This window comes from Pseudomonas asiatica (assembly GCF_009932335.1).
GTDB lineage: Bacteria > Pseudomonadota > Gammaproteobacteria > Pseudomonadales > Pseudomonadaceae > Aquipseudomonas > Aquipseudomonas asiatica.
This window is the reverse complement of record NZ_BLJF01000001.1, coordinates 1602652-1628079: the sequence shown is the minus strand read 5'-3', so window position 1 is coordinate 1628079 and position 25428 is coordinate 1602652. Positions and strand designations below refer to the sequence as shown.

Genomic DNA, 25428 nt, shown 5'->3' with positions numbered 1-25428 from the left:
TACTTGGGTAGCGGGTGGGCGGTTCCATGGACGTAATATCACCGGCATGCGCGGGACCTTGTAGGAGCGGCCTTGTGTCGCGAAAGGGCTGCAAAGCAGCCCCAGCAATTTGTGCATCGCTGCTGAAATCCTGGGGCCGCTTTGCGGCCCTTTCGCGACACAAGGCCGCTCCTACAATTGACCGTGTTGCCCGGTCTGGCAAGGCTTACCAGGTGAGCACCGCCCCCACCGCAAAGGTATCGGTGTCTTCGTTCTGGTCACTGGTTTCATGGCCGTCGATGGAGAACTGGTTGTACTCGGCAACCAGCTTGAGGTTGTCGTTGACGTCATGGAACAGCGCCACGCCACGGGTTTCATAATCCGCACCACTGCCCACCGCGCCGTTGCCATCGTCCTTGGTCTTGCCATACGACAGCGCCACCCGGTTCTTGCCGACCTTGTAGGAGCCCTGCAGCAGGTAGCCGTCGCTGTCGACATTGCGCAAGGTCGGTTCGCCAGCGTTGTTGGTGAAGAACGGGTTGATGCCCTTGGCCTGGAACCCCGAGCCGGTCAGCGACAGCCCCCCCATCTTCGCCTGCACACCGTAGCCGACACCTTTGGAGGTGACCGACTGCACCGCCGGGTCGGTGTTGTCGGAGGTCTGGTAGCTGCCGTTGAGCCAGCTGTAGATCTGCGCCCCACCCAGGTCGAACTGGTAGGTGATCTCGCTTTCGGTACGCGGGTTTTCCTGGTAGGCCTTGCCGGTCGGGCTGCTGTCGTTGGTGTCCACCGGGTCCATGATGCCCACCGCCACCCGCAGGCCGTCCATCACTGGGGTGCGATAGGTGATCTACGAGGTGGGGAACGGGTACGGGTAGCCGCTACCGATGTTGCCGAACGAGACCCCGCCGCCGTCAACCAGCCCCAGGGTGTCACTGACCTGGCCATAACCGGCCAGCAGTTCGTCGAGCAGGATATTGGAACGGGCGAACAGCCCGAAGTCCTTGCCGATCAGCACCTCGCCCCACTCGGGGTTGGCCACGGTGCCGTAGAACTGGCGCACGTCGATGGCGGTGTCGGTACCGTTGGTTTCGCTGTCGTTGATGGTCACCCAGAACGAGGCTCGCGCGCCGAGCTTCAGGTCATCTACCTGCTTGCCCATGTTGAAGCCCAGGTAGTTGGGCAGAAAGCCCATCTTCACCCGTGACTGGCGGCGATCGAACTGCTCACCCTGCCGATCGACATCGCTGTTGACGTAGAAGGCGTTGATATAGCCGTCGGTGGAAAACGTCGTCTGGTCCTTGTCGTACAGCATGATCTCGGCCTGGGCCAGGCTGCTCAGGCAAAGGGTCGACAGGCTGACGGTAACAGCCGCCAGCAAACGTGGGGACAGATTCTTATTGTTGTACATGTCGCGCTCCGAAACGGGGACGGGATGTCGGAGGCGATTATCAGAAGCTGGCAAACAGCCAGAAACGCTGCCTTGGAGGGGGCTGCCAGGTGCTTTGGGCCTGCGCGCGCGGCGTGATGATTCCGGCCCAGGACCGGGTTACGCCCAGAGGCAAGACTTCTGGCGTAACCCACAGGAGCAGGCAAGGATCAGTACGGCAGACTACAGCGGGCCCCTGTCAAAGGTCCAGGGCACCACTGAGCAAGGCATTCAGCATGGGGGCGACGTCAGCGCGCTGCTCGTCCAGCAGACACAGCGGGAGGCCTTGCCAGGCTGGTTGTAAATCGGCCAATCCCTCGCCAATCAAGGCCAGCGGACAAACGATTGCCATTTGCAGCGAACGCAGGCGCCTGGCCAAGGCAGGGTCCACCGGCACCTGGACCTTGATCACCACTGCTGCGGGCTGCATTGCTGCACACAGCATGGGTATTTCTTCCAGCGGCTGCCCGCAACCGAGCACTTCGATGCGTTGCTGCTCGCTGCTCAACAGCAGCCCGGTGCACAATACCTGCAGTTCGGCTTGCCCCTCGGTGCCTGCCAGCAGCACGCGCGGTGCATCGGCCTGGTTCATCTGCAGGCGCATCAGCAGGCGGGCGCGCAGGAACATGTCCAGAAACAGCCATTGGCTACGCTGGCCCGGCGCAATGCCTGAGGCCAGGCCATGCCAGACTGGCATCAGCACCTCACGCAGCACGGTGGACTTGGGCAGGACGGTGAACAACTGCCCATGGATGCTTTCCAGCGCTTGTGTATCGAATGCCTTGGTTGCACGCTCCACGGCAGCGCGCCAGTCGTCGAACGCCGAGTGCTGCTGCACCGGCGCATCCGGCTGGCCTGCGAGCATGCCGCCTACCTTGCTGATGGGCACCCCATTGCCAGTCCAGCGCAAGATGTCGCGTATGCGCTGGACATCGCGGGCGGTATAAAGGCGATGGCCGCCCTCGGTGCGCTGCGGGCTTATCAACCCATGGCGCCGCTCCCATGCCCGCAAGGTCACCGGATTGATGCCGGTCAGGCTGACCACATCGCGCATGGGTAGCAAATCGGCTGGGGTGGCGTCAGTCATGATGAGGGTTTATCTGGGGGGTGGCACATTCTAAACCCATATGCACCTTCTGCGGCGAGCCTCCTTGGGTCATCATGCAACAAACGGCGCCGAGGCCTTCTGCACGCAGGCCAGGCCGCGCACTTCGCATCCTAAATGCCTGTAGGTGGGCCCCATGATCAACGCGAAACTCATGCAACTGATGGTCGAGCATTCCAACGATGGCATCGTCGTCGCAGAGCAGGAGGGCGACGACAGCATCCTTATCTACGTCAACCCCGCCTTCGAGCGCCTGACCGGCTATCGCGCCGAGGACATCCTGTATCAGGACTGCCGTTTTCTGCAGGGCGACGATCATGGCCAGGCCGGCCTTGCCAACATCCGCGAGGCGATCCGTGGAGGCCTGCCGTGCTGCCAGGTGCTGCGCAATTACCGCAAGGACGGGAGCTTGTTCTGGAACGAGTTGTCCGTCACGCCGGTGTACAACTAGGCGGACCAGTTGACGTACTACATCGGCATCCAGCGCGATGTCACAGCGCAGATTTTCGCTGAGGAGAAGCTACGCGAGCTGGAGGCCGAGGTGGCTGAATTGCGCCGACAACTGGGCCAGGCTGAGCGCTGAACAAAACCTATACAAGATCGTTGACTTGTATAGATTTACGCTTAGACTTCAGATATACCTGTACAACAAGCCATTTCTGTACAGGATTTCCTGGAGTCCAGCATGTCAGCGTATCTGCAGCAATTCGCCGAGCACTTCAGCAGACTCGACGGGGGCAACCTCGGCACCCTTGAAAAGCTGTACAGCGACGATGTCACTTTTCGCGATCCGTTGCATCAGATCCAGGGGCTGCGCGCTCTGCGAACCTATTTCGCGCAGTTGTACGCCAACGCTCACGACATTCGCTATGCCTTTTCCAGCATCGACGAAGTGATGCCCGGGCAAGGTTACCTGCGCTGGACCCTGCAGTTTCGCCACCCACGCCTGGCCCGCGGTCAGCAGATCAGCTTGCAAGGATGCAGTTACCTGCAATGGCATGACCGGGTCCATTTTCACCAGGACTATTTCGACGCAGCAGCCCTGCTCTACGAACATGTTCCGGTCATGGGCGGTGCGATTCGATGGCTCAAAGGCCGGATGGCATGAGCCGCTGCTGGCTGACAGGCGCAAGCAGCGGTATCGGTGCCGCACTTGCACAATGCCTGCTGGAGCAAGGCCACCAGGTTGCCTTGGGCGCACGACATGCAGATCGTCTCGCCCCGTTGGCTGAACGTTTTCCCGGGCAGGTGCTGCTGGCCATTGGCGACCTGGACGACCCCGTACAGGTCGCCGGGATCGCAACCCGTATCGAGCAGGCCTGGGGAGCGCTGGACAGGGTGATCCTCAATGCAGGCACCTGCGAGTACCTGGAGCCGGACCATTTCGACCCTGCCTTGGTCGAGCGCGTGGTCCGTACCAATTTCCTTGCTGTCAGCTACTGCCTGGCAGCGGCCCTGCCCTTGCTTCGCGCCGGTCAACGCCCTCATCTGGTGGTCATGGGCAGTTCGGTGACCTGGCTGGCCTTGCCCCGTGCCGGCGCCTATGGCGCGTCCAAGGCAGCCGTGCGTTATCTGGTGGAATCGCAGCGCATCGACCTGGCCCGCGAAGGCATCGCCGTCACCCTCGTCAACCCGGGCTTTGTCGACACGCCATTGACCCGTCGCAACGATTTCCCCATGCCGCAGCTGTGGTCGGCGCAGCGCGCAGCCAGCCATATTGCCAAACGCCTTCCCGAGCGCCCGCTGGAAATCAACTTTCCCCGGCTTTTCATCCTGGTATTGCGCCTGCTTGGCGCACTGCCCGCGCGCCTGCGCCTGGGGCTTGGGCAACGCCTTGCCCGTCATGAACAGGAATGATGATCCATGCGTATAGCAATCATCGGCAGCGGCATTGCAGGGTTAACCTGCGCTCATCTGCTGTCACGCAAGCATGAGGTGACGGTTTTCGAAGCCGAGAAATGGATCGGGGGCCACACGCATACCCTCGATGTGATCTGGCAGGGTGAACGCCATGCAATAGATACCGGCTTCATCGTCTTCAATGACTGGACCTACCCGCACTTCATCCGCTTGCTCGACCACCTGAAGGTCGCCTCACGGCCGACCGAAATGAGCTTCTCCGTGCATGATCCGGTCACTGGCCTGGAATACAACGGGCACGACCTGAATACCCTGTTCGCCCAACGCCGCAACCTGGTGTCCCCGGGGTTCTGGGGGATGCTACGGGATATTTTGCGTTTCAATCGTCAGGCGCTCGCCGACCTGGATAACCAGCGTATCGATGCCAACGCGACCCTGGGCGCCTACCTCCGGGCTCAGCGCTATGGACAGCGCTTCATCGACCATTACATCGTACCGATGGGGTCGGCGATCTGGTCGATGTCCCGCGCGGACATGCTCGCCTTCCCACTTGCGTTCTTTGTGCGGTTTTGTCGCAACCACGGCTTGTTGTCGGTCAACCAACGTCCACAGTGGCGCGTGATCGAAGGGGGTTCGCGCAGCTACGTCAGTCCGCTGTGCCGGCCGTTTGCCGGGCGCATCCGCCTCGACTGCAAGGTTTTCCGGGTCAGCCGCGACGAAGGTGGCGTCACCCTGACGAGCGCTGCCGGTACCGAGCGTTTCGACAATGTGGTGTTCGCCTGCCACAGCGACCAGGCCCTGGCTTTGCTCGAAGCGCCGAGCGTGCAGGAACGGGAAGTGCTCGGCGCCATCGGTTATGCCAGCAACGATGTGGTGCTGCACACCGATACCCGTCTGCTACCCCGCCGCAAGCGCGCCTGGGCCAGCTGGAACTACCGTCTCGGCGGGCCGCAGCAGGCGCCTGCCGCGCTGACCTACAACATGAACATTCTGCAAGGTATCCAGGCAGCGACGACCTTCTGCGTGAGCCTCAACCAGACCGCGCTGGTGGATCCGGCGCAGATCATTGCCCGCTTCCAGTACGACCATCCGCAATACAGCCTTGCGGCGTGCGCCGCGCAGGCGCGCCAGGCGCAGCTGCAGGGCCAGCGCCACAGTTACTTCTGCGGCGCCTACTGGGGCAACGGCTTTCACGAAGATGGCGTGGTCAGTGCGTTGAAGGTGGCCGCGCATTTCGGAGAGCACCTGTGAACAGCAGCCTTTGCGTGGGCTGGGTCAGCCACCGGCGCCTGGCGCCGCGCCCCCACGCCTTCCGCTACAGGATCGGCATGTTCTACCTGGACCTGGACGAGCAAGCCTTGCTGACAGGCCTGTCACGCTGGCTGTGGCGCTGGCGCCTGGCGCCGCTGAGCTGGAACCAGGCAGATTACCTGCCAGCCCAGACCCGCCGGGGCGAGACCCTGGCCCAGGCTGCACGCTTGCTGGTGCGCAGCGCGACGGGAGAAATGCCTGAGGGGCCGGTGCACCTGCTCACGCAGTTGCGTTGCTGGGGGCTGTCGTTCAACCCGGTCAGTTTCTATTTCTGCCATGACCGTGACGGACGGCTGACGGCAATCCTGCTGGAGGTGCGAAACACACCATGGCGTGAACGCTTCCATTACGTGCTGCCGGTGCGCGGAAACCTTGCCGGGCCCTTCACCGTCGCCAAGGCCTTCCATGTGTCGCCGTTCATGCCACTGCACATGGACTATCGCTTGCGCTTCGCCCTGGACGCTGAACATGTACGCATCCACATGGAGAACTGGCAAGCCGATAGCAAGGTGTTCGAGGCCGACCTGGCCTTGCAACGCCAGGCGCTGGATAGAGCCGCTGTGCACCGATACGTACTGGCCTTCCCATGGATGAGCCTGCGCACCGTCTCGGCCATTTACTGGCAGGCATTGCGCCTGCTGTTCAAACGCACACCCGTCCATGACCACACGGCCAGCCAGCGTGACCTGGCGCTCGGCCATTCCTGCGAGGACCCTGATGATGTCGAACCCCACCCTGAGCGTTAGCAAGTTCGCAGGCCTCGGGCCATTGTTCGGCGGGCTGGCACGAAATGCCGTGCTCGCCCGGCTGGGCAGGCTGCGCCATGGCCACCTGCGCCTGCTCAGCCACGGGCAGCAGTGGAGTTTCGGTGACGCCCACAGCCCGTTGCAGGCCGAGGTGGAGATCCTTGATGACATCACCTGGGGCCTGATAGCCGGCAATGGCTCGATCGGTGCTGGCGAAGCCTACATTCACGGCTATTGGCGCAGTCCCGACCTGGCGCTGGTGACTCGTCTGTTCGTCGCAAACCTTGAGGTACTTGACGCCCTCGAGGGGGGCCTGGCCCGCTTCGGCCGCCCTGCCCTGCGGTTGCAGCACAAACTCAACCGCAACAACAGGCGCGGTGCCCGCCGCAATATTCTGGCGCACTACGATCTGGGCAATGCCCTGTTCGAGCGGCTGCTCGACCCCACCATGATGTATTCGGCAGCTCAGTTCGAACACCCGGGGCAGACACTGGAGCAAGCACAGCTGCACAAGCTGGAGCGCATCTGCCAGAAGCTGGAGCTGAGCCCTGCCGACCACCTGCTGGAGATCGGCTGCGGGTGGGGCAGCCTGGCGATCCACGCCGCCACCCGATATGGCTGCAAGGTCACCACCACCACGCTTTCCGAGGCGCAGTACAGCCATACCCTGCAACGCGTTCAGGCCCTGGGGCTGGAGCAGCGCGTGAAAGTGCTTCGCGAAGACTACCGCGATCTTCAAGGCACCTTCGACAAACTGGTCTCGATCGAGATGATCGAGGCTGTCGGCCACCGTTACCTGCCGGTGTATTTCCGCCAGTGCGCCTCGCTACTCAAGCCCGACGGCCTGATGCTGTTGCAAGCGATCACCATACGCGACCAGCGCTATGAGCAGGCGCGGCGGTCGGTCGACTTCATCCAGCGCTATATCTTCCCCGGTGGCGCCCTGCCTTCGTTGAGCGTGATGCTGGAAACTGCCAGCCGGCACACCGCACTCAACCTCTTGCACATGGAAGATTTCGGCCAGGACTATGCCCACACATTGCGGCATTGGCGAGAAAACCTGCGCCAGGCACGCGCAGCGCTGACGGACCTGGGCTACGACGACATGTTCCAGCGCCTGTGGGAGTTCTACCTGTGTTACTGCCAAGGCGGTTTCGAGGAGCGCACCATCGGTGTCGCGCATCTGCTCTGGGCAGCGCCCCAGGCACGGCGCGCGCCCTTGCCTGGCAGTGCCTGATGAGCCGTGGCTGGCTGCTCGCCAATGCCTTGTGGCTACAGGCTGGCTGGTGGCTATGCATACTGGGGGCCGAAAAACCCTTCCTGTCGATGCTGGTGATTGCTGGCCTGGCCGTGCATCTGAGCCTGTGCCCGGCCGTCCACGCAGAGGTCAAGGCGCTGTTGCTGGTAACGCCGCTCGGGTGTGTGCTGGATAGCGTGCTGGGCGCGCTGGGCGTGTTCAGCTTCGACACCTGGCCATTGCCGCTGTGGCTTGCGCTGCTGTGGCTGGTACTGGCCAGCGGCATGCGCCACAGCCTGGCATGGGCCGACAGGCACTGGCAGCTCGGTGCACTGCTAGGTGCAGTTGGCGGCCCGCTGGCCTATATAGGCGGAGCGGGGCTGGCAAATGTCGACTTGCCCATGGGCGCACCGGTAACCGGCCTGTTACTGATGCCGATATGGGCCGTTACCCTCCCCCTGCTCGTGCGCCTTGCGGTGCGGTGCTGACCTGCGGCATCGTTCGGAGCAGTAGCGCACCTGCTCCCAGCAACGTGACCAGCGCTTGCGCCAGTTGAACGGCCGCCCACACACCACGCAGACCTTGCTGGGCAAAAGACCCTTTTTCATATCGGCTGCACCGCATCGAGTCGCGCCAAAAGTGACTGGCCACGCTGCCAGATGGCATCGCGACGGTCAGCCGACATGCCATCGAGGTTTCGATAGACCAGCGCCAGACGCGGGTTGGCCGAAAGCAGGTGGCGATGACGGATGAGAAAATGCCAGTACAGGGCATTGAACGGGCAGGCGTCCTCCTCGGCCACCTGGTCAACCCTGTAACTGCAGGCCTTGCAATGATCGGACATGCGCTGGATGTAGCGACCGCTGGCGCAGTAAGGCTTGGAGCCCAGGTAGCCGCCGTCGGCGTACATCACCATACCAAGCGTGTTGGGCAGTTCGACCCAGTCGAAGGCGTCCATGTAGACAGCCAGGTACCACTCACAGATTGCGGTGGGCGCGATACCGGCCAACAAGGCGAAGTTGCCGGTGACCATCAGGCGCTGGATATGGTGAGCGTAACCCAAGCGAAGGGTCTGCCCGATGGCCTGCTCCATGCAGCGCATGCGGGTGCGACCGGTCCAGTAGAATTCCGGCAACGCTCGCTCGTTACCCAGGTAATTGAGCGCAGCATACTCCGGCATGCGCAGCCAATAGATGCCGCGTACATACTCACGCCAGCCGATCAGCTGGCGGATGAAGCCCTCTGCTGCATTGAGCGGTACTCGCCCCTCGCGCCAGGCCTTGTCGACCCCGTCGCATAGAAAACGCACATCAAGAAGCCCGATGTTGAGTGCTGCACTGATGCGCGCATGGAACAGGTACGGCTCGCCCTCGGCCATCGCATCCTGGTAGTCACCGAAAGCCGCCAGGCCGAAATCCAGAAAGTGTTGCCAGAGCTGCTGTGCCTCGGCATGGGTCACCGGGTAGTCGAAACCGTCGATGGCTCCGTAGTGGTCGCTGAAGCGTTGCCGTACCAGAGCTATTACTGCAACTGTGATGTCGTCCTGTGCGAAATGTGCGGCGAAGGGGCCACGTAGCTGGCGAGGCAAGGCCTTGCGGTTGTCGCCATCGAGATTCCAGGTTCCACCTGCCGGGCTGCCGTCAGGCTCCAGCAGCAGGCCGGTGCGCTTGCGCATGCCACGGTAGAAGTGCTCCATGCGCAGTTGGCCGCGCTCCCGGGCCCAGCGCGCGAAAGCTTCGCGAGAGCATAGAAACCGCGTGTCGCGATGCCACACAAGCGGCAGTGCGGCATCGCGCAACGCCTGCTCCAGGCGCCACTCTCCGCACTCGGTCAGGTGAATATGCGTGGCTCCCAGGGCCTGCTGCCAGCGCCGCAACTCGCCAACGATGGTTCCGCTGTTGCCGTCATCATCGAGTTGCACATAATGCACCTGCCAACCGCGCTCGCGCAGTGCCAGTGCGAAGTGCCGCATGGCGCTGAAGATCAGGACGATCTTCAGCGGATGATGCGGCACGTACCTGGCCTCCCCTTCCACTTCCGCCATCAGCACAGCATCGCGGGCAGGATCGAGGGCGTTGAGGCTTGCCAGGTCGAAGGACAGCTGGTCACCCAGTACCAGACCCAGGCGCATCTTCAGGCTACCCCAGGCTGGTCAGCGTTACCGCTATGCAGATTCATGGCATGCCCCCCAGCAGACGCTGACGCAGTTGTTGATCCCTGGCCCGCGGATCGAGCCAGATGGCGAAGAACGCCCGTGCAAAAACGGGGTCGGCGACCGCCCGGCTGAGTTTGCCATCGACGTAGAAGCGGCAGCCCTGCCCCGGCATGTACAAGCCGGTGATGCGCATGCCTGGCCGTACATCCACAAACGCCTGCTGCATGGCCTGGGACCACGCCGCGCGCCGCTGCGGCGTCACGTTTTCAGGTGCCAGGCGGTACATTTCCTCGAGGCTGGCCTGTACCAGCGTGTCCCTGGACAGGCTTCGGTGATAGGCCAGCTCAAGGGCAAAAGGCCGGTTCCAGTCCTGGACCGGACCTGCTGCCCAGAGCTGTGCGGTATAAAGGCGCAAGCCAAACCAGCTGAACTCACCGACGCCCAGCCGTTGCGCTGCCGGCAGCTCCGCTCGCCAGTCCGCCGCCTCCGATAGGGCAGTCAATAGCAGGCAAAGCCAGGCCCAACGAGTCGTGTGCCCCATACTGACCTCGAGCACGTGAAATACCTGTACAATATTAGAAACTATGTACAGTTTTTTATGAGGTTGTACAACTTTTACTTGCGGGTCTCAGGGCCTTGTTTCGGCAGAGCCAGTGACAGTGGCATACCTGCGTCGGGGCCGGCAAAGGAGGCAGTTCAGTGAGCCTTATCAATGACCTTCATACCCCCGCCAACGTGCTGGTCTGCGGAGCCAGCCAGGGGATCGGCCTTGCACTGTGCACACAACTGCTGGCGCGCGACGACATCGGACGGGTGTTTGCCGTCTCGCGACATGCCACCAGCAGCCCTGCGCTGGATGCTTTGTTCGCCGAGCACCCACGACAGTTGGTTCGCATCGACTGCGACGCGTGTTCCGAAGTGGCGCTGCAAACACTGGCGGCGCGGGTGGGAGCCTGCTGCAACCACTTGAACCTGGTATTTTGCACGCTTGGCGTGCTGCAAGCGCCACCCGCACGGGCCGAAAAAGCGCTGATACAGGTGGATATGGCGGGGCTGCTGGCCAGCTTCACGACCAACTGTTTCGCCCCTGTCCTGCTGCTCAGGCACTTGCTGCCCTTGTTGCGACAGCAACCGATGACCTATGTGGCGCTGTCGGCGCGGGTCGGGTCGATCAGCGACAATCATCTTGGCGGGTGGTACAGCTATCGCGCCAGCAAGGCCGCGCTCAACCAGCTTATGCGTACCGCGAGCATCGAGCTCAAGCGACTGAACCCCGCTTCCACGGTACTGTTGCTGCATCCCGGGACCACCGACACCCGCCTTTCCCAACCCTTTCAGGGCAATGTGGCGCCAGGAAAACTGTTCTCGCCGGCGTTTGCAGCGACATGCATTCTAGCGCTGGTGAGCCGACACGGCCCAGAACAGAGCGGTACATTCTGGGCGTGGGACGGGACACCGATTGCCTGGTGACTCCAGAGCCAGCCTGGATTCCCCTCTCAGCTGAATACCCAGAGCACGCGGGTGAGCTTGTCTGTCAGGTTGGCGTAACGAAAGCTCGCGTGGGGTTGCAGCTGAAAACTGTCATTGGCGCGCAGCGTTACCGGCTCGCCGCCATCCAGCCAGACGGTCAGTTCGCCTTCGAGCACGAAGCAGCCCTGCTCCGAGCTGTCGTCCAGGTACTCCTCGCCACTGCTGGCCCCCGGCTCCAGATGGCTGTCGAGCATGGAGAACGCGCCCGTTATCGTGGGGGATGCCAGCACATCGGTGATGCCACCGGCCAGGTGAAGGGTACGACGCTCGTGAGGGCGGGTGACCCAGTCGAGCTCGCGGGGCTGGTCCAGCTTGTAGAAATAGGCCGTGGAGACGCCGAGCTCTTCGCTGATAGCCGTGAGGTCGGCCACGGTTGGGCGGGATACGCCCCGTTCGACCTGGGACAGAAAGCCCACCGAACGGCCGATGCGCTGCGCCAGTTCGCCCAGTGTCAGGCCCTTGAACTTGCGCAGGTCGCGAATCAGTACGGCCAGGCCTTCGATCTCTTCGTGCACTTTCATGGTTGAATCGCGACTTTCGGATGGGAAAAATTGATGCCCTGAAAAGTACATGATTCATTTCACAAAGCAAGATTCTTCAAGGAATTGCGGGAACCGGCAGTGTAATTCGGGGCCGCCTTGCGGCCCATCGCCGGCAAGCCAGCTCCCACAGGTACTGCGCAGCACTTGAAGTCGATGCGGTCGAGGTGGGAGCTGGCTTGCCGGCGATGGGCTGCACAGCAGCCCCCCTTACCGAACAGCCTCGTACGTCAAGTCCAGGCACTTGCGGGCCTTCTCCACCAGTTCGTCGATCTCCTCGATGCTGATAACCAGCGGCGGCGCGATGATCATGGTGTCGCCCACGGCACGCATGATCAGGCCGTTGTCGAAGCAGTGCTGGCGACAGATCATGCCGACACCTTTGCCTTCATAGCGCGCGCGGGTGGCCTTGTCCTTCACCAGCTCGATCGCACCGAGCATGCCCAGGCCGCGTACCTCGCCTACCAGCGAGTGGTCAGCCAGCTCGCGCAGGCGTTGTTGCAGGTAAGGCGCGGTCTTGTCGTGCACCTGCTCGATGATCTTTTCGTCACGCAGGATCCGCAGGTTCTCAAGGCCGACCGCAGCCGCCACCGGGTGGCCGGAATAGGTGAAGCCGTGATTGAAGTCGCCGCCTTCGCTGATGACTTTGGCCACTTCATCTCGCACGATCACGCCGCCCATGGGGATATAGCCGGAGGTAAGGCCCTTGGCGATGGTCATCAGGTCGGGCTTGAGGTCGTAGTAGTCGCTACCGAACCACTCGCCTGTACGGCCGAAGCCGCAGATCACTTCGTCAGCGACGAAGAGGATGTCGTACCTGGCCAGGATCTCCTTCACCTTCGGCCAGTAGGTCTGCGGTGGAATGATCACCCCGCCAGCGCCCTGGATCGGTTCGGCGATGAAGGCGGCAACGTTGTCCACGCCAACTTCGAGGATCTTTTTCTCCAGCTGTTCGGCCGCCCACACGCCGAAGTCGGCCTCGGTCATGTCGCCGCCTTCGCCATACCAGTATGGCTGCGGGATATGCACGATATCCGGGATCAGCCCGCCCTGCTGGTGCATGCCGCTCATGCCGCCCAGGCCCGCGCCGGCCACGGTGGAGCCGTGGTAACCGTTGATGCGGCCGATGATGACCTTCTTGTTCTTCTGGCCCTTGAGCGCCCAGTAATGGCGGACCATGCGCAGCACGGTGTCGTTGCCTTCGGAGCCAGAGCCGGTGAAGAACACGTGAGTCATGCCTTGCGGGGCCACATCGGCGATCGCCTTGGCCAGTTCCAGTGCGGGCGGGTGCGCGGTCTGGAAGAACAGGTTGTAGTACGGCAGCTGCTTCATCTGCTGGCTGGCGACGTCGGCCAGCTCATCGCGCCCATAGCCCACCGCCACGCACCACAGGCCCGCCATGCCATCGAGAATCTTGTGGCCCTCGCTGTCCCAGAGGTACACACCTTTGGCCGAGGTGATGATGCGCGGGCCTTTCTCGGCCAGCTGCCGAACATCGCTGAACGGGGCCAGGTGGTGGTCGCGGCTCATGGCTTGCCAGGCAAGGGTCTGCGAATTCTGCTCACTCATTGACTTCACTCCATCAAGTTGCGCAGCCGTGCTGCGCAGGTACTTTTTTGTAATTGGGAAAGATCGCTGTCAGGCGGTCTTCAACAGCATCTGGCGCAGTACCGAGCGATGCCGGCAGGCCTTGCCAAAGGACTGGAAGATGGTCAGGTAATGCGGGTTGTCCATGACCTGGTACTCGGGGTGCCATTGCACGGCCAGGGCAAAGCCTTTGCTGTTCTCGACCGAAACAGCTTCCACCAGGCCATCGGGCGCCAGCGCCTCCACCCTCAGCCCGGGGGCCAGTACATCGATGCCCTGGCCGTGGATGGAATTGACATCGATGACCGCCGGCAAACCCATGCGGTCGAGCATGCCGCCGGGCTCTATATGCAGGGCGTGACGCGGGCCGTATTGCTTTTCGATGGGCTCACCCTTGCTTTCGCGGTGGTCCATGAACATGCCGGTCTCATGCACTTTCTGGTGCAAGGTGCCACCGAGCGCCACGTTCATTTCCTGGAAACCACGGCAGATGCCCAGCACCGGCACTCCGGCGGCGATGGCCGCACGCATCAGTGGCAGTGTGGTGGCATCACGCAGCGGATCGTGATGGGTGCCCGCTGCACTGGCCGGTCCGTTGTAGTGGAACGGTTCGATGTTGGACGGCGAACCGGTGAAGATCAGCCCATCCACCACGTCGAGAATATCGGCGCTGTCCATCAGGTCTGCGAGGCTGGGTATCACGATGGGCAGCCCACACGCTGCCTTGGCCGCCGCGCGCGCGTACTTCTCGCTGATGGTCTGGGTTGCATGCAGCTCGATCATGCTGGTGCATGCGGTAATGCCGATAACGGGCACACGTGGCATATCTTCCTCCGGCAAATCCATATTGCGCGTTGTATTGAAACGGTAGAAAGGCAGGGTGCAGCGGCGCTGCCCCGACCCCGGCACCTACAGGAACCAGCGGTATTCGCGGGCATCGATGTGGCGCATGAAGTCCAGTTGCTCCTGGTATTTGTTTTCGCAGTAGACCATCACGAATTCACTGCCCAGGCCCGCGTTGACCTCCGGGTGGTGACGCATGGCGGCCAGGGCACTGAAGGCATCCTTGGGGAACTCGATGCCGCTCTGGCGGTTGTCGTTCAGCGGGGCGATGGGCTCGACGCCACGTTCCAGGCCATGCTCCATCCCGGTCAGGATGGCCGCCAGCACCAGGTACGGGTTGGCATCGGCCCCAGCGAGGCGGTGTTCGATGCGCAGGTTGCGGGGGTCGGACTCGGGGATGCGAATACACGCATCGCGATCTTCGAAACCCCAGCTGGCCTTGCTCGCCGCGTTGACCATGGCACCGTAACGGCGGTAGGCATTGTGGTTCGGGGCGAAGATCGGCATGCAGTGCGGCAGCAGCTCCAGGCACCCTGCCACCGCATGGCGCAGCTTGCGCTGGTCATCGCCGGCGAGGATGTTGTTGCCGGCGTTGTCGTACAGGCTGATGTGCACATGCATGCCGCTGCCCGGCGCATCCAGGTACGGCTTGCTCATGAAGCTGGCTCGGTAGCCGTGCTTCATCGCGATCCCGCGGGTACTGCGGCAGAACAGCGCCGACCAGTCCGCCGCGCTCATGGCATCGTCGCTGTGCGAGAAGTTGATCTCGAACTGGCCTGGGCCCAGCTCCGCGGTGATGACGTTCGCCGGCACGCCTTGCTCGTTGGCACCATCGACCATTTCGTGCAGCACCGGTGCAAAGCGCGACAGCCGCTCGATGTGCATGTTCGGCTGGTCGTCGTGGTCGTCGGTCGCCTTGTCGCGTGGGTACTGTGGCAGGCCGTTATCGAGCTTGCGGTCGAACAGGTAGAACTCCAGCTCGAAGGCCACCACCGGGCGAATGCCGCGCCTGGCCAGGCGCTGGATCACCCGGGCCAGCACTTCACGGGGCTCGAACTCGATGGGGTTGGCGGTGCCGTCAGAGGTGATGAGCATCTGCGCGATCGGTTCCTTTTCCCAGCGCACCGGCCTGAGGGTACCCGGCACCAGGCGGCGGGCGGCATCCGGGTCGCCATCGGCGAAGCAGTAGTCACCGATTGGATAGAGGCCACCCTGGGTGCCCAGCAGCACGCAGTTCTGCGGCAACTTCAGCGGCGCGCCGGCTGCGACTTTTTCCAGCATGTCCATGGGGTAGCGCTTGCCGTAGAAGTGCCCGGGAATATCCAGCGCAATCAGGTCGACATAACGTATTTCTGGGTGTTTCGCTCGGAACGAGCGCACTTCAGTCAGCAGATCCGGAAAGACGACACTCATCTTCTTGTCCTTGTGAGGTGAACGAATTCAGTTGAAGACCCAGAGCACGCGGGTGGCTTTTTCCGTCAGGTTGGCGTAACGGAACTGCGCGTGGGGGTGCAGCTGGAAGCAGTCGTTGGCCTGCAGGGTCACGGCGTCGCCGTGGTCCAGCCAGACCGTGAGTTCGCCTTCGAGCACGAAACAGCCTTGCTCGGAACGGTCGGTCAGGTACAGCTCGCCACTGCTGGCGCCTGGCTCGAGATGGCTGTCGAGCATGGAGAACGCGCCGCCGATGGTGGGCGAAGCCAGCACATCGGTGATGCCCGACTCGAGGTACAGCGTGCGCCGCTCGTGGGGGCGCGTGACCCAGCTGACGCTGCGGGGCTTGCTCAGGTTGTAGAAGTACGCGGTGGATACGCCGAGCGCTTCACTGATGGCGGTGAGATCGGCCACGGTAGGGCGCGAAACACCGCGCTCGACCTGGGACAGGAAGCCCACCGAGCGGTTGATGCGCTCGGCCAGTTCGCCCAGGGTCAGGTTCTTGAATTTGCGCAGGTCGTGAATAAGGATCGCGAGGGCTTCAACCTCTTCGTGCATCTTCATCGTTTGAGACTGCCGTGAAATTTTTAGAGTTATTTTTCATGAAAAATTACATGAAAAATTTCACGAGTCAAGCCGAAGCTGAAAATGGGAAACCGCGAAGGGAGGTGTGGGGGGGCAACAAGTAGCGAAGAGGCGTAACGAGAAAAGTACCTTGAAGCCCTCAGGAAGCGAGGGCCTGCGAACGCTGCCGTACCGGCATTTCATAGCGGTGCGGTTGCTGCCAGGCCAGCTGTGCCTGCACATCGACCGCCGCATCCATCACTTTCTGCGCCCAGTTCTCATCCTTGGGGCACACCACCACCACGCGAAAACCGTGGTCGACGCCTTCCAGCCGCACGCCCTCGGAATCATCGACATGCAGGTCGATATCGAAAGCCGACGGCAACTTGGAAGGCGCATTCTCAAGCCCGTTCACGGCCAGGATATGCTGGTGCCGGTCACTGTTGACCACGCCATCGACCCGGATACCGTAGAGCATCAGCCAACGGCGTATGTAGGACGGTGTGCGCCCCGACGAGGTGTAGATCCAGATGCTGCAGCCCTGGCGGCGCAAATCGCGCATCAGCGAGCGCGTGCCACTGCGCAGGGGTTCACCCAACCAGCGGTGGATGAACGCCGGCAGCTTGCTGTCCTCGGCGGCGGCATGGTCGGCCTGGCAGGCGAGCGTGTCGTCGATATCGAACGAAATGCGTATCTGCGGGCGGTTGAACGTGCGCTCGATGGCTTGCCGCCCGCGTTGGAACAGAGAAGAGCTTTGCATCAGCGGCACCTCTCGCGCGCAGGCATGGATGTGACGCCCAGGAAGAACTTGCCGGGCTCAGGCGCGTGCGCTTCAAGGAAAGCTGCATACTTTTTCTTGATCTTGGGTAGTTCGTACAAAGCCTTGACACCATGCTTGGCAGAGTTGCGTATGACCGAGGATGGGTTGAAGTAACCCTCGGCATTGTCCAGCGACAACACGAATGGCGGTAACCCCGCGCGCATCAGCAGGTAGCTGACAATGAGCGACCCTGTGCGGTTGTTGCCTTCGATGAACAGCTGCGGCTTGCTCAGAATTCGAACGTAGACACCCGCCGCGCGCTTCCAGATCGAGTCGCTGCCGTACGAGCAATACCAGTTGTAGAGGTCCTTGATGCCGCCCTCCACGTTGTTGAAAAAGTGCGCCTCGGTCGCCGCCAGGTGCGGGGCAAACTCCAGCCTGCGTGCCGGGTCGCTGCCGCACAGCACGGTGGCATTGATCTCCAGCATCAGGTTCAGTTGCTGAAGGTCGAAAAGGTCGACACCCCGGGCGACATAGTCGTCAATCAGGGCATAGCCTTCAACCACATTCAGCAGCACCTCGTCGGTAAACGGATCGCGCGGTTCGGTGAAATGCTGGCTGAGTTCGGCAAAGCGGGCCTGCACCTCACGCAGTGCGCGCTCTACCGCTGGCAGATCAAGACGACGCGTCGCTGGCATTGGAAATCCCTGGTAACACTTGACGGAAGGTAATGCGGCCGGGTGTTGCAGCCTTCCTGACTGCAACACCCGGCCACCTTGGCACGTGCGGCCTCAGCTGAACTTGCCGCTGATGTAGTCAGCAGTCAGCTGCTCACGCGGGTTCTGGAAAATCTGCGTGGTCGGGCCCATCTCGACCAGGTAACCGGTACGGGTGCCCTTGGAGATATCGACCGAGAAGAACGCGGTGGTGTCGGCCACACGAATCGCCTGCTGCATGTTGTGGGTCACCAGGGCGATGGTGTAGTCCTTCTTCAACTCGACCATCAGCTCCTCCACCCGGCGGGTGGCAATCGGGTCGAGTGCCGAGCAGGGTTCGTCCAGCAGCAGCACTTCCGGCTCGGTGGCGATGGCGCGGGCGATGCACAGACGCTGCTGCTGGCCGCCGGACAGGGCCAGGCCGCTGACCTTGAGCTTGTCCTTCACCTCGTCCCACAGCGCGGCGCCCTGCAGCGCGTGCTTGACGCGGTCACCGATATCGCCCTTGTAGCGGTTCAGGCGCAGGCCGAAGGCGACGTTGTCGAAGATGCTCATGGAGAACGGGTTGGGCTGCTGGAACACCATGCCGATGTAGCGGCGCACCACCACAGGGTCGACGCCCTTGCCGTAGACGTCCTGGCCCAGGAAGTGCACATGGCCTTCGAAACGGAAGCCCTTCACCAGGTCGTTCATGCGGTTGAGGCTACGCAGCACGGTACTCTTGCCGCAGCCGGACGGCCCGATGAAACCGGTGATCTCGTTCTTGCGGATCGGCACATGGCTGTCGCGAACGGCCATGAAATTGCCGTAGAAGATCTTGTCCAGCTTGCAGTCCATGACAATGGGGGCTTCGCTGACCACGGGAGCGGCTTTTGGCGCAGTGGATACGTTCAAGGTCGGATGCTCCCTTTCTCAATACTTGGGCTTGCCGAATACTCGGCTCAGAATGTTGATTACCAGCACGATCATCACCAGTACCAGCGAGGCCGCCCAGGCGAGCTCGAGCTGGTTGTCGAATGGCATGCCGGAGAAGTTGTAGATCAGTACGGCCAGCGAGGCCGTCGGGTTCATGACCGCCAGATCGCCGTCATGCAGGATCCAGTAGTTGCTGAACAGCGCGGTGAACAGCAGCGGCGCGGTCTCGCCGGCGGCACGGGCCACGGCCAGCATGACGCCGGTCAGGATGGCCGGCAGGCCGGTGGGCAGGACGATTTTCCAGATCACCTGGGCACGGGTGCAGCCCATGCCGTAGGCGGCATCCTTCATGATCTTGGGCACCATCTTCATCGACTCTTCAGCGGTCAGCACGACGATGGGCAGCATCAGTACCGCCAGGGCCACACCACCTGCCGGCGCGGAGTAGGTGCCGGTGGTCATCACCACCAGGGCATAGGCGAATACGCCAGCCAGGATCGACGGCAGGCCGGTGAGCATCTTGGCGGCAAAGCGCGCGGTGTTGGCCAGCTTGCTGTCCGGGCCGAGTTCGGCCAGGAACACCGCGGCCAGGATACCGACCGGGACGGCGATGGCAGCAGCAATGCCGACCATGACGAAAGTACCGGCCATGGCGTTGCCAAAGCCCCCGCCCATCTCGAAGCCGGTGGGTGGCAGCTCGGTGAACACCTCCAGGTTGAGGCGTGCGCCACCGCGAGTGATCAGCATGTACAGCACGGAGATCAGCGGCACGCTGGCCACCAGTGCCGCGAACCATGCCAGCGTGGTCAACAACAGGCTGCGCAGGGAACGGCCTTCCAGCTTGCGCTGCAGGCTGGGCAACGCGTTTGCAGGGGTGGTGAGGTTGGTCATCATTTGTTACCCCGCTGGGCGTAGAGCATGATCATCGAGCCGAGCACGTTCACCAACAGGGTGATGAACATCAGCACCAGTGCGGCGTACATCAGTACCTCGACCTCGTTCGGGCCGGCCTCCGGGAAGTTCAGGGCCAGCAAGGCCGCCAGCGTGTTGGCCGGGGCGAACAAGGACAGGGAAATGTTGTTGGCATTGCCCACCAGCATGGCCAGCGCCATGGTTTCACCCAGCGCACGGCCCAGGCCGAGCACCAGCGAACCGAAGATGCCGGTGGCTGCCGATGGCACCATTACCTTGAGAATGGCCTCCCAGTGGGTGGCGCCCAGGCCGTAGGCGGCCTGCTTGGTCTTCATTGGCACGCTGGTCAGGGCGTCCTGCGAAACGGCGGCGATGGTCGGCAGAATCATGATCGCCAGCACCAGCGCGGCAGGCAGCAGCCCTGGGCCGCTCAGGGAAGTACCAAAAAAGGGAATCCAGCCCAGCTCGCTGTTCAGCCAGGTGGTCAGCGGGCGAATGGCCGGGATGACCACATAGATCCCCCACAGGCCGTAGACGACGCTGGGGATGGCAGCGAGCAGCTCGACGATGGTGCGGAACACCGCCGCCAGCCGGGCCGGGAGGAAGTCCTGGGTGAGGAAGATGGCCATGCTGACGCCGAAGAAACCGGCGATCAACAGGGCGATAAGGGCGCTGTAGAGCGTGCCCCAGATCGCTGGCAGAATACCGTACTTGCCTTGGTTGACGTCCCAGACACTGCCGAACAGCACGTCAAAACCGTGCTTCTCGATGCCTGGCAGTGCCTTGCGGCCCACTTCGTAGACCAGCGCGAAGACCAGCGCCAGCACCAGCACCACACCGATGCGTGCAAGCGCACGGAAGGTGCGATCAACCAGGAAGTCTTTCGCAGACGGTGGCTGGCACGCGGAGTCGGGGTTAGCCGGGATGGCAAAAGGAGTGTTCATGGGCAAGTTCCGGGACAGAGAGCAAACACACCCGGCATGGCCGCCAGACCACACCGGGAGCGCCTGGACGTGTTACTGAATGTTGGCCGACGCTTTGCGTACCTGATCGACAACCGACGCTGGCAGCGGGATGTAGCCCATCGAGTCGGCGATCTTCTGGCCTTCGGTCAGGCTGTATTCGACCATTTCGCGCATGGCCTTGGCCTTGGCCGGGTTACCGTTGTCCTTGCGGAAGATCATCCAGGTGTAGGAGGTGATCGGGTAGGACTTGGCACCGTCCGGGTCAGGCAGCCAGGCCACCAGGTTCTCCGGCATCTTCACCGCAGCCAGCGCCTCGGCACCGCTCTCGGCGTTCGGCACGACGTATTGGCCGGCCTTGTTCTGCAGCTGGGCGAAGTCGACCTTGGCCAGCTTGGCGAAGCCGTATTCGATGTAGCCGATGGCGCCTGGGGTCTGGCGGACGGTGGCGGTTACGCCATCGTTCTTCGGCGACTTGATGAACTTGTCGCTGGCCGGCCAGTTGACGGTGTTGCCTTCACCCAGCGCTTGCTTGAAGTCAGCGTTGATGGCCGACAGGTGCTTGGTGAATACCGCTGTGGTGCCGCTGGAGTCGGCACGCACGACCACGGTGATCGGGGTGGCGGGCAGTTTCAGCTCAGGGTTGGCCGCGACGATCTGCGGGTCGTTCCACTGGGTGATCTTGCCGAGGAAGATGTTGGAGTACACATCGCGTGGCAGCTTCAGCCCTTTGAGGTTGCCTGGCAGGTTGTAAGCCAGGACGATCTCACCGGCGGTCATTGGCAGCAACTGCACGCCTTCGCCGACCTTGGCGATTTCTTCGGCTTTCATTGCCGAGTCGCTGGCGGCAAAGTCGACGGTCTTGTTCAGAAAGTCCTGAACACCCGCCCCGCTCCCCTTGGACTGGTAGTCAACGGTGACACCGTCGGTTTCCTTGCTGAAGGCCTTGAACCAGGTCAGGTAGATCGGTGCCGGGAAACTTGCGCCGGAACCGGTCAGGCGGATGTTCTCTGCGGCAAAGGATGCCGAAGTGGCGCAAAGAGAAACGGCAACGGCGAGTGCAGCAGATTTCATCAGGCGTATCATCGAAAAGCGCTCCGTGTGATGGCCGGCACACTTTGCAGCAGCAATGTTACAGCTTTGTGACCGATGAATGGCAGGCCGCACGGTAGAGCCGTCTGGCGGCGCCATCACGGCAACATCAGGGGCCAGAGCCCTGGAGTGGTTCCTGTCTCAACCCTACGGCTTCGATGTGTCGATTGAATGACTGCTTCCGGCAGGCAGCAGGGCTTCGTGGCGCCGCTCGTCGATCACCGGGCACTCTGGCGTTGCCGCGGCATTCAACCGCACATGCAAAGCAGACGGGAGTGAGTGCCATGCCACGCGGCGACAAGGACAAATACACCGACAAGCAGAAGCGCAAGGCCGAACACATCGAGGAAAGCTACGAGCAAAAAGGCGTGCCAAAAGAGCAGGCCGAAGCGCGTGCCTGGGCCACCGTGAACAAACAGTCCGGTGGAGGCGAGAAGAAAGGTGGCTCGGGTAAGGCTACATCCTCAAGCGAGAAGAAAACTGCCCGCTCGGACTCGGCCAAACGGGCGGCGAAGTCGCGCCAAGGTCATTCCCGCACATCGGGCAGCTCCCTGGAAACCCAGAGCAAGCAAAGCCTGATGAAGGAAGCGCGCAGCAAAAACATCAAAGGGCGCTCCACCATGACCAAGGCACAATTGGTGGAAGCGCTCAAGCACGCATGACCGCAAGCCCTGAACCGGGCGCAATCCCTGTGCGGGCGTGCCCGCGAAGAACGCAATGTGATGCATGGCACCCCTACGCCGGTGTCCGCCACAGCATCAACCATTCCCGGCGATATCCGCCGTGTCGGCATCCCGGCAACTGTTGCGGGATGCGCAAACGAATTCCGCCTCGGCACGTGTGGGGTAGTTGAGGGTCAGGCGCAGCTTTTCCTGTGTGTCATAAAGGTCATAGCCCTCCCCTAACGTTGCGGGAAAGCCAAGACTACGCGGGTAAATCTCTTTCTTTAGCGGCACAGCGGGAACCACAACAAAGCGCATCTGCATGATCATCCCCCTCCCGGCAGTCTCTTAGTATTAGTACTGCTACGGGAAAGCATCAAGTTGACTCATGCAAACAATCGCAATAGCCCTGCGAGCCTATCAGCCGAAGTGCTCCCTTGACGCACGTCAAGCCGCTGAGCCGGGTTCGCGCGACGATGGCTGCCAGCAAGGAACGAATCGAAAACCGCCATGCGCATTGTGCTCAAGGCCATCGCCATCGAGCACTGTGCGCGGCCTTGGATAAGGAGTCCCACATGAGCCACCTGAACCACGTACTGGTAGCAACCGACCTGTCCACCTCCGCCCGCAACGCGGCAGAGCGCGCTGCGCACCTGAGCAAGGCGCAGCAGGCATCGCTGGACCTGCTGTACGTTGCCAACCCGGCCCCCTTCGAGCGCTTGAAGCAGTTGGTCGCACCTGGTGATGATCTGCTGAAGCGCGTGCTGGATACCGCTGGCGAAAAAATCCGCGCACTGGCTGCAATGCTGTTCCAGCGCCATGACATCGCCGCTGGCGTGCAGGTAGCGCATGGCTCGGTGACCACGGAGATCACCCGTGTGGTGCAGGATAAACGCAGCGACCTGCTGGTATGCGGGGCGAAGGGCCAGAGCGTCGCGCGGCGCCTGCTGCTGGGCTCCACGGTGCAGAAGATGCTGAACCGCATGCCCTGCCCTTTGCTGGTGGTCAAGCAGGCGCCACGCGATGCCTACCGGACCTTGCTGGTTGCAGTTGATTTTTCGCCTTCGTCACTGCGCTCCATCGAACTGGCAAAAGCCATTGCCCCACAGGCCGAGATCATTCTGTTGCATGTTTACGAAGCGCCGTTCGAAGGCAGCATGCGTTTCGCCCACATCGACCATGAGACCCTTGCTCACTACCGCAATGTCATCCGCAAGGATGCGGTCCAGCAGCTCGCGGCCTTGAGCGAAACCGCCGGAGTGGCAGATGCTCGGCAAATCGTGGTGCATGGCGACCCTGCCTGGCGGATTGCCGAGCAGGAACAAGAGCTGGAATGCGACCTGATCGTGGTTGGCAAGCAAGGGGAAAGCGCGCTTGAAGAGCTGCTGATAGGCAGCGTCACCAAGCATGTGCTGAACGAATCCCAGTGCGATGTGCTGGTATCGCCATAAGATGCATGTGATGTGGAGGACACGTGCCTGTCCTTCGCGGACAGGCGACTCATTGGTTAAGTGAGGTTTTGTAGGAGCAGCCTTGTGCTGCGAAGAGGCCGGGACAAGCAATACAAAGGCTTTGTCAGTACCGGCCTCTTCGCAGCACAAGGCTGCTCCTACAATGGACGCTTCAAACGAGCGATATTTGTTCTCTGCGCTCCCATCCAACAGCGGGCGCTCTGCGCAAGGCGTTTCATCGATTGCGCTGATGATTACTATCGAGCGACCCGCATGTTGGCCAGGCGAAACCGCCCCCTATAATCCCCGGCAAATTTCCCCCGCTCCTTGCGCCTGCTTCAGGCGACATCCCTCTCTTGGAATCCAATACCATGCCAAGTGCCAGCCAGGCCCCTCGTGGCCTCCCCGAACATGATCAACAAAGCGTCAGCCAGCAGTGGCTGGCAATCCTTTCGGTCGCCGTCGGCGCTTTCGCCCTGGTGACCAGCGAGTTCCTGCCGGTGGGCGTACTCAACGATGTCGCCAGCGACCTTGGCATCAGTGCTGGTCACGCCGGCCTGATGGTCACCCTGCCCGGCATCATGGCCGCCCTCGCCGCCCCACTACTCTCGGTGGGCATTGGCGCTCTGGACCGTCGCTACCTGCTGATCGGGCTGACGCTGATCATGATCATCGCCAACGCGGTAGTAGCCTACGCCAGCGACTTCAACCTGCTGCTGTTCGGCCGCGTGCTGCTGGGCGTGAGTATCGGCGGCTTCTGGGCAACGGCCATTGCCCTCAGCGGCCGCCTGGCGCCAAAGGGCGTGGGCGTAGCCCAGGCCACCTCGATCATCATGGTCGGCGTAACCCTGGCCACCGTGCTGGGCGTGCCGGTAGGCACCTGGTTGAGTGGCCTGATGGGCTGGCGCATGACCTTCCTGATAACCGCGCTACTGGGCATACCGGTGCTGCTGGCGCAGATCCTGTTGCTCCCGCGGCTCAACCCGGACAAAGCCATTCGCATCAGCGACCTGCCGGCCCTGTTCATCAACCCACAGGCGCGGGTTGGCCTGATCGCCGTGTTGCTGATCGGGCTGGCGCACTTTGCCGCGTACACCTATGTCGCCCCCTTCTTCAAGCAAAGCTCCGGCTTCGATGGGCCTACCATTGGCTCGTTGCTGCTGCTTTATGGCGTGGCCGGGGTATTCGGCAATATCTTCGCCGGTTTCGCCGCCAACCGCAGCGTACGTCACACCCTGCTGCTGGTAGCGCTGATGATCGGCACCAGCACTGCCCTGTTCCCTCACTTCGCCACCGGCATGACCGGTGCCGCGATGCTGATCGGGTTGTGGGGCTTCGCCTTCGGCGCGTTCCCGGCCTGCGCCAGTATCTGGATGTTCGTTGTCGCGCCCAAGGATGTCGAACGTGGTATGCCGCTGTTCGTTGCCATGTTCCAGGTGATCATTGCACTGGGCTCGTTCTTCGGCGGTCGGATCGTCGACCAGCTGGGCAGCTCGGTGTTGCTGAGCCTGGCCACGGCCCTGGTGGGTTGCGGTTTCGCTACGGTGCTGGTGCTGGGGCGTAACGTCAGCAACAGCCTGGCGGCGCAACCTGGCTGACCAAACCATCGCCGGCCGGGCCGCAAAGCGGCCCCGAATTGCTT

General features: G+C 62.2%; 26 protein-coding genes and 2 pseudogenes. 11 read left to right on the top strand and 17 right to left on the bottom strand.

Features of this window, described 5'->3' with window-relative positions:
- Positions 1–205 precede the first annotated feature (205 nt).
- Positions 206–1390, bottom strand: a pseudogene (locus tag GYA95_RS07665) (porin).
- A 217-nt stretch (positions 1391–1607) separates the two neighbouring features.
- Positions 1608–2495, bottom strand: coding sequence for a MerR family transcriptional regulator (locus tag GYA95_RS07660; protein WP_015270040.1), 888 nt, complete (start codon positions 2493–2495; stop codon positions 1608–1610).
- Between the two features lie 154 nt (positions 2496–2649).
- Here GYA95_RS07660 and GYA95_RS07655 point away from each other — a divergent pair.
- The 7 genes and pseudogenes from GYA95_RS07655 (at position 2650) to GYA95_RS07625 (ending at position 8155) form a co-directional block, all read left to right on the top strand.
- Positions 2650–3096, top strand: a pseudogene (locus GYA95_RS07655) (PAS domain S-box protein).
- Between the two features lie 102 nt (positions 3097–3198).
- On the top strand, positions 3199–3621 hold the full coding sequence (locus tag GYA95_RS07650; RefSeq protein WP_015270038.1) for a nuclear transport factor 2 family protein: 423 nt from the start codon (positions 3199–3201) through the stop codon (positions 3619–3621).
- Positions 3618–4370 (top strand): SDR family NAD(P)-dependent oxidoreductase, encoded by a 753-nt coding sequence (locus GYA95_RS07645; protein WP_013972160.1) that lies wholly within the window; start codon positions 3618–3620, stop codon positions 4368–4370. The genes GYA95_RS07650 and GYA95_RS07645 overlap by 4 nt, the downstream gene beginning before the upstream one ends.
- A gap of 6 nt (positions 4371–4376) precedes the next feature.
- The gene (locus GYA95_RS07640) at positions 4377–5624 is read left to right on the top strand and encodes an NAD(P)/FAD-dependent oxidoreductase (protein WP_015270037.1); all 1248 of its coding nucleotides are present in this window, start codon (positions 4377–4379) and stop codon (positions 5622–5624) included.
- Positions 5621–6430, top strand: a complete 810-nt coding sequence (locus GYA95_RS07635) for a DUF1365 domain-containing protein (RefSeq protein ID WP_015270036.1) — start codon at positions 5621–5623, stop codon at positions 6428–6430. Before GYA95_RS07640 ends, GYA95_RS07635 begins: the two co-directional genes overlap by 4 nt.
- Positions 6405–7667, top strand: coding sequence for an SAM-dependent methyltransferase (locus tag GYA95_RS07630; protein WP_015270035.1), 1263 nt, complete (start codon positions 6405–6407; stop codon positions 7665–7667). Before GYA95_RS07635 ends, GYA95_RS07630 begins: the two co-directional genes overlap by 26 nt.
- Entirely contained in the window at positions 7667–8155 is a 489-nt protein-coding gene (locus tag GYA95_RS07625; protein WP_015270034.1) for a DUF2878 domain-containing protein, read from the top strand. The genes GYA95_RS07630 and GYA95_RS07625 overlap by 1 nt, the downstream gene beginning before the upstream one ends.
- On the opposite strand, the gene GYA95_RS07620 is transcribed toward GYA95_RS07625, so the two are convergent.
- The 3 genes from GYA95_RS07620 to GYA95_RS07610 are packed head-to-tail and all read right to left on the bottom strand — an operon-like array spanning position 8093 to position 10363.
- Positions 8093–8275, bottom strand: coding sequence for a DUF2256 domain-containing protein (locus tag GYA95_RS07620; RefSeq protein ID WP_015270033.1), 183 nt, complete (start codon positions 8273–8275; stop codon positions 8093–8095). The genes GYA95_RS07625 and GYA95_RS07620 overlap by 63 nt on opposite strands.
- Complete coding sequence (locus GYA95_RS07615) at positions 8272–9798, bottom strand: cryptochrome/photolyase family protein (RefSeq protein ID WP_015270032.1); 1527 nt, start codon at positions 9796–9798, stop codon at positions 8272–8274. The genes GYA95_RS07620 and GYA95_RS07615 overlap by 4 nt, the downstream gene beginning before the upstream one ends.
- Before the next feature lie 43 nt (positions 9799–9841).
- Positions 9842–10363, bottom strand: a complete 522-nt coding sequence (locus GYA95_RS07610) for a chalcone isomerase family protein (RefSeq protein WP_038410392.1) — start codon at positions 10361–10363, stop codon at positions 9842–9844.
- 158 nt (positions 10364–10521) lie between these two features.
- Here GYA95_RS07610 and GYA95_RS07605 point away from each other — a divergent pair, with 158 nt between their 5' ends.
- Positions 10522–11292 (top strand): SDR family NAD(P)-dependent oxidoreductase, encoded by a 771-nt coding sequence (locus GYA95_RS07605; protein ID WP_015270030.1) that lies wholly within the window; start codon positions 10522–10524, stop codon positions 11290–11292.
- A gap of 26 nt (positions 11293–11318) precedes the next feature.
- Here GYA95_RS07605 and GYA95_RS07600 read toward each other — a convergent pair whose 3' ends face one another.
- From GYA95_RS07600 to pstS, 11 genes are all read right to left on the bottom strand, one after another.
- Positions 11319–11873, bottom strand: coding sequence for a helix-turn-helix domain-containing protein (locus GYA95_RS07600; RefSeq protein WP_013972152.1), 555 nt, complete (start codon positions 11871–11873; stop codon positions 11319–11321).
- A 228-nt stretch (positions 11874–12101) separates the two neighbouring features.
- Positions 12102–13460, bottom strand: a complete 1359-nt coding sequence (locus GYA95_RS07595; protein WP_015270029.1) for an aspartate aminotransferase family protein — start codon at positions 13458–13460, stop codon at positions 12102–12104.
- Between the two features lie 69 nt (positions 13461–13529).
- Entirely contained in the window at positions 13530–14303 is a 774-nt protein-coding gene (locus GYA95_RS07590) for a gamma-glutamyl-gamma-aminobutyrate hydrolase family protein (protein WP_015270028.1), read from the bottom strand.
- Between the two features lie 84 nt (positions 14304–14387).
- Complete coding sequence (locus tag GYA95_RS07585; RefSeq protein WP_015270027.1) at positions 14388–15734, bottom strand: glutamine synthetase family protein; 1347 nt, start codon at positions 15732–15734, stop codon at positions 14388–14390.
- 27 nt (positions 15735–15761) lie between these two features.
- Positions 15762–16316 (bottom strand): helix-turn-helix domain-containing protein, encoded by a 555-nt coding sequence (locus tag GYA95_RS07580; protein WP_015270026.1) that lies wholly within the window; start codon positions 16314–16316, stop codon positions 15762–15764.
- Positions 16317–16476: 160 nt separating this feature from the next.
- Positions 16477–17076, bottom strand: coding sequence for a trehalose-phosphatase (locus GYA95_RS07575; protein WP_015270025.1), 600 nt, complete (start codon positions 17074–17076; stop codon positions 16477–16479).
- A complete protein-coding gene (locus GYA95_RS07570; RefSeq protein ID WP_015270024.1) occupies positions 17076–17774 on the bottom strand; it encodes a hypothetical protein in 699 nt (232 codons plus the stop codon). The genes GYA95_RS07575 and GYA95_RS07570 overlap by 1 nt, the downstream gene beginning before the upstream one ends.
- Before the next feature lie 93 nt (positions 17775–17867).
- Positions 17868–18629, bottom strand: a complete 762-nt coding sequence (pstB, locus tag GYA95_RS07565) for a phosphate ABC transporter ATP-binding protein PstB (protein ID WP_031324478.1) — start codon at positions 18627–18629, stop codon at positions 17868–17870.
- A 75-nt stretch (positions 18630–18704) separates the two neighbouring features.
- Positions 18705–19598: a phosphate ABC transporter permease PstA gene (gene pstA, locus GYA95_RS07560; RefSeq protein ID WP_015270023.1), complete on the bottom strand. Its 894-nt coding sequence runs from the start codon at positions 19596–19598 to the stop codon at positions 18705–18707.
- A complete protein-coding gene (pstC, locus tag GYA95_RS07555) occupies positions 19598–20563 on the bottom strand; it encodes a phosphate ABC transporter permease subunit PstC (protein WP_013972145.1) in 966 nt (321 codons plus the stop codon). The genes pstA and pstC overlap by 1 nt, the downstream gene beginning before the upstream one ends.
- Positions 20564–20635: 72 nt before the next feature.
- Positions 20636–21667 (bottom strand): phosphate ABC transporter substrate-binding protein PstS, encoded by a 1032-nt coding sequence (gene pstS, locus GYA95_RS07550; protein WP_015270022.1) that lies wholly within the window; start codon positions 21665–21667, stop codon positions 20636–20638.
- 290 nt (positions 21668–21957) lie between these two features.
- On the opposite strand from pstS, the gene GYA95_RS07545 reads away from it, so the two are divergent.
- On the top strand, positions 21958–22335 hold the full coding sequence (locus tag GYA95_RS07545; protein ID WP_015270021.1) for a hypothetical protein: 378 nt from the start codon (positions 21958–21960) through the stop codon (positions 22333–22335).
- 96 nt (positions 22336–22431) lie between these two features.
- Here the strand turns inward: GYA95_RS07545 and GYA95_RS07540 are convergent, their stop codons facing one another.
- Positions 22432–22665, bottom strand: coding sequence for a hypothetical protein (locus tag GYA95_RS07540; protein ID WP_003259758.1), 234 nt, complete (start codon positions 22663–22665; stop codon positions 22432–22434).
- A 245-nt stretch (positions 22666–22910) separates the two neighbouring features.
- Between GYA95_RS07540 and GYA95_RS07535 the strand changes: the two genes are divergently transcribed.
- Both GYA95_RS07535 and GYA95_RS07530 read left to right on the top strand, forming a co-directional pair.
- Positions 22911–23786 carry a universal stress protein gene (locus GYA95_RS07535; RefSeq protein ID WP_015270020.1) on the top strand — a complete coding sequence of 292 codons (876 nt, stop codon included), beginning with the start codon at positions 22911–22913 and terminating at the stop codon, positions 23784–23786.
- A 371-nt stretch (positions 23787–24157) separates the two neighbouring features.
- Positions 24158–25384, top strand: coding sequence for an MFS transporter (locus GYA95_RS07530; protein ID WP_013972141.1), 1227 nt, complete (start codon positions 24158–24160; stop codon positions 25382–25384).
- Positions 25385–25428: the final 44 nt, after the last annotated feature.

Coding starts and splice junctions, on each gene's coding strand:
- GYA95_RS07660 (WP_015270040.1), bottom strand. CDS start 2,495: ATGACTGACGCCACCCCAGCCGATTTGCTACCCATGCGCGATGTGGTC.
- GYA95_RS07650 (WP_015270038.1), top strand. CDS start 3,199: ATGTCAGCGTATCTGCAGCAATTCGCCGAGCACTTCAGCAGACTCGAC.
- GYA95_RS07645 (WP_013972160.1), top strand. CDS start 3,618: ATGAGCCGCTGCTGGCTGACAGGCGCAAGCAGCGGTATCGGTGCCGCA.
- GYA95_RS07640 (WP_015270037.1), top strand. CDS start 4,377: ATGCGTATAGCAATCATCGGCAGCGGCATTGCAGGGTTAACCTGCGCT.
- GYA95_RS07630 (WP_015270035.1), top strand. CDS start 6,405: ATGTCGAACCCCACCCTGAGCGTTAGCAAGTTCGCAGGCCTCGGGCCA.
- GYA95_RS07625 (WP_015270034.1), top strand. CDS start 7,667: ATGAGCCGTGGCTGGCTGCTCGCCAATGCCTTGTGGCTACAGGCTGGC.
- GYA95_RS07620 (WP_015270033.1), bottom strand. CDS start 8,275: ATGAAAAAGGGTCTTTTGCCCAGCAAGGTCTGCGTGGTGTGTGGGCGG.
- GYA95_RS07615 (WP_015270032.1), bottom strand. CDS start 9,798: ATGCGCCTGGGTCTGGTACTGGGTGACCAGCTGTCCTTCGACCTGGCA.
- GYA95_RS07610 (WP_038410392.1), bottom strand. CDS start 10,363: ATGGGGCACACGACTCGTTGGGCCTGGCTTTGCCTGCTATTGACTGCC.
- GYA95_RS07600 (WP_013972152.1), bottom strand. CDS start 11,873: ATGAAAGTGCACGAAGAGATCGAAGGCCTGGCCGTACTGATTCGCGAC.
- GYA95_RS07595 (WP_015270029.1), bottom strand. CDS start 13,460: ATGAGTGAGCAGAATTCGCAGACCCTTGCCTGGCAAGCCATGAGCCGC.
- GYA95_RS07590 (WP_015270028.1), bottom strand. CDS start 14,303: ATGCCACGTGTGCCCGTTATCGGCATTACCGCATGCACCAGCATGATC.
- GYA95_RS07585 (WP_015270027.1), bottom strand. CDS start 15,734: ATGAGTGTCGTCTTTCCGGATCTGCTGACTGAAGTGCGCTCGTTCCGA.
- GYA95_RS07580 (WP_015270026.1), bottom strand. CDS start 16,316: ATGAAGATGCACGAAGAGGTTGAAGCCCTCGCGATCCTTATTCACGAC.
- GYA95_RS07575 (WP_015270025.1), bottom strand. CDS start 17,076: ATGCAAAGCTCTTCTCTGTTCCAACGCGGGCGGCAAGCCATCGAGCGC.
- GYA95_RS07570 (WP_015270024.1), bottom strand. CDS start 17,774: ATGCCAGCGACGCGTCGTCTTGATCTGCCAGCGGTAGAGCGCGCACTG.
- pstB (WP_031324478.1), bottom strand. CDS start 18,629: ATGGACTGCAAGCTGGACAAGATCTTCTACGGCAATTTCATGGCCGTT.
- pstA (WP_015270023.1), bottom strand. CDS start 19,598: ATGACCAACCTCACCACCCCTGCAAACGCGTTGCCCAGCCTGCAGCGC.
- pstC (WP_013972145.1), bottom strand. CDS start 20,563: ATGAACACTCCTTTTGCCATCCCGGCTAACCCCGACTCCGCGTGCCAG.
- pstS (WP_015270022.1), bottom strand. CDS start 21,667: ATGATACGCCTGATGAAATCTGCTGCACTCGCCGTTGCCGTTTCTCTT.
- GYA95_RS07545 (WP_015270021.1), top strand. CDS start 21,958: ATGCCACGCGGCGACAAGGACAAATACACCGACAAGCAGAAGCGCAAG.
- GYA95_RS07540 (WP_003259758.1), bottom strand. CDS start 22,665: ATGATCATGCAGATGCGCTTTGTTGTGGTTCCCGCTGTGCCGCTAAAG.
- GYA95_RS07535 (WP_015270020.1), top strand. CDS start 22,911: ATGAGCCACCTGAACCACGTACTGGTAGCAACCGACCTGTCCACCTCC.
- GYA95_RS07530 (WP_013972141.1), top strand. CDS start 24,158: ATGCCAAGTGCCAGCCAGGCCCCTCGTGGCCTCCCCGAACATGATCAA.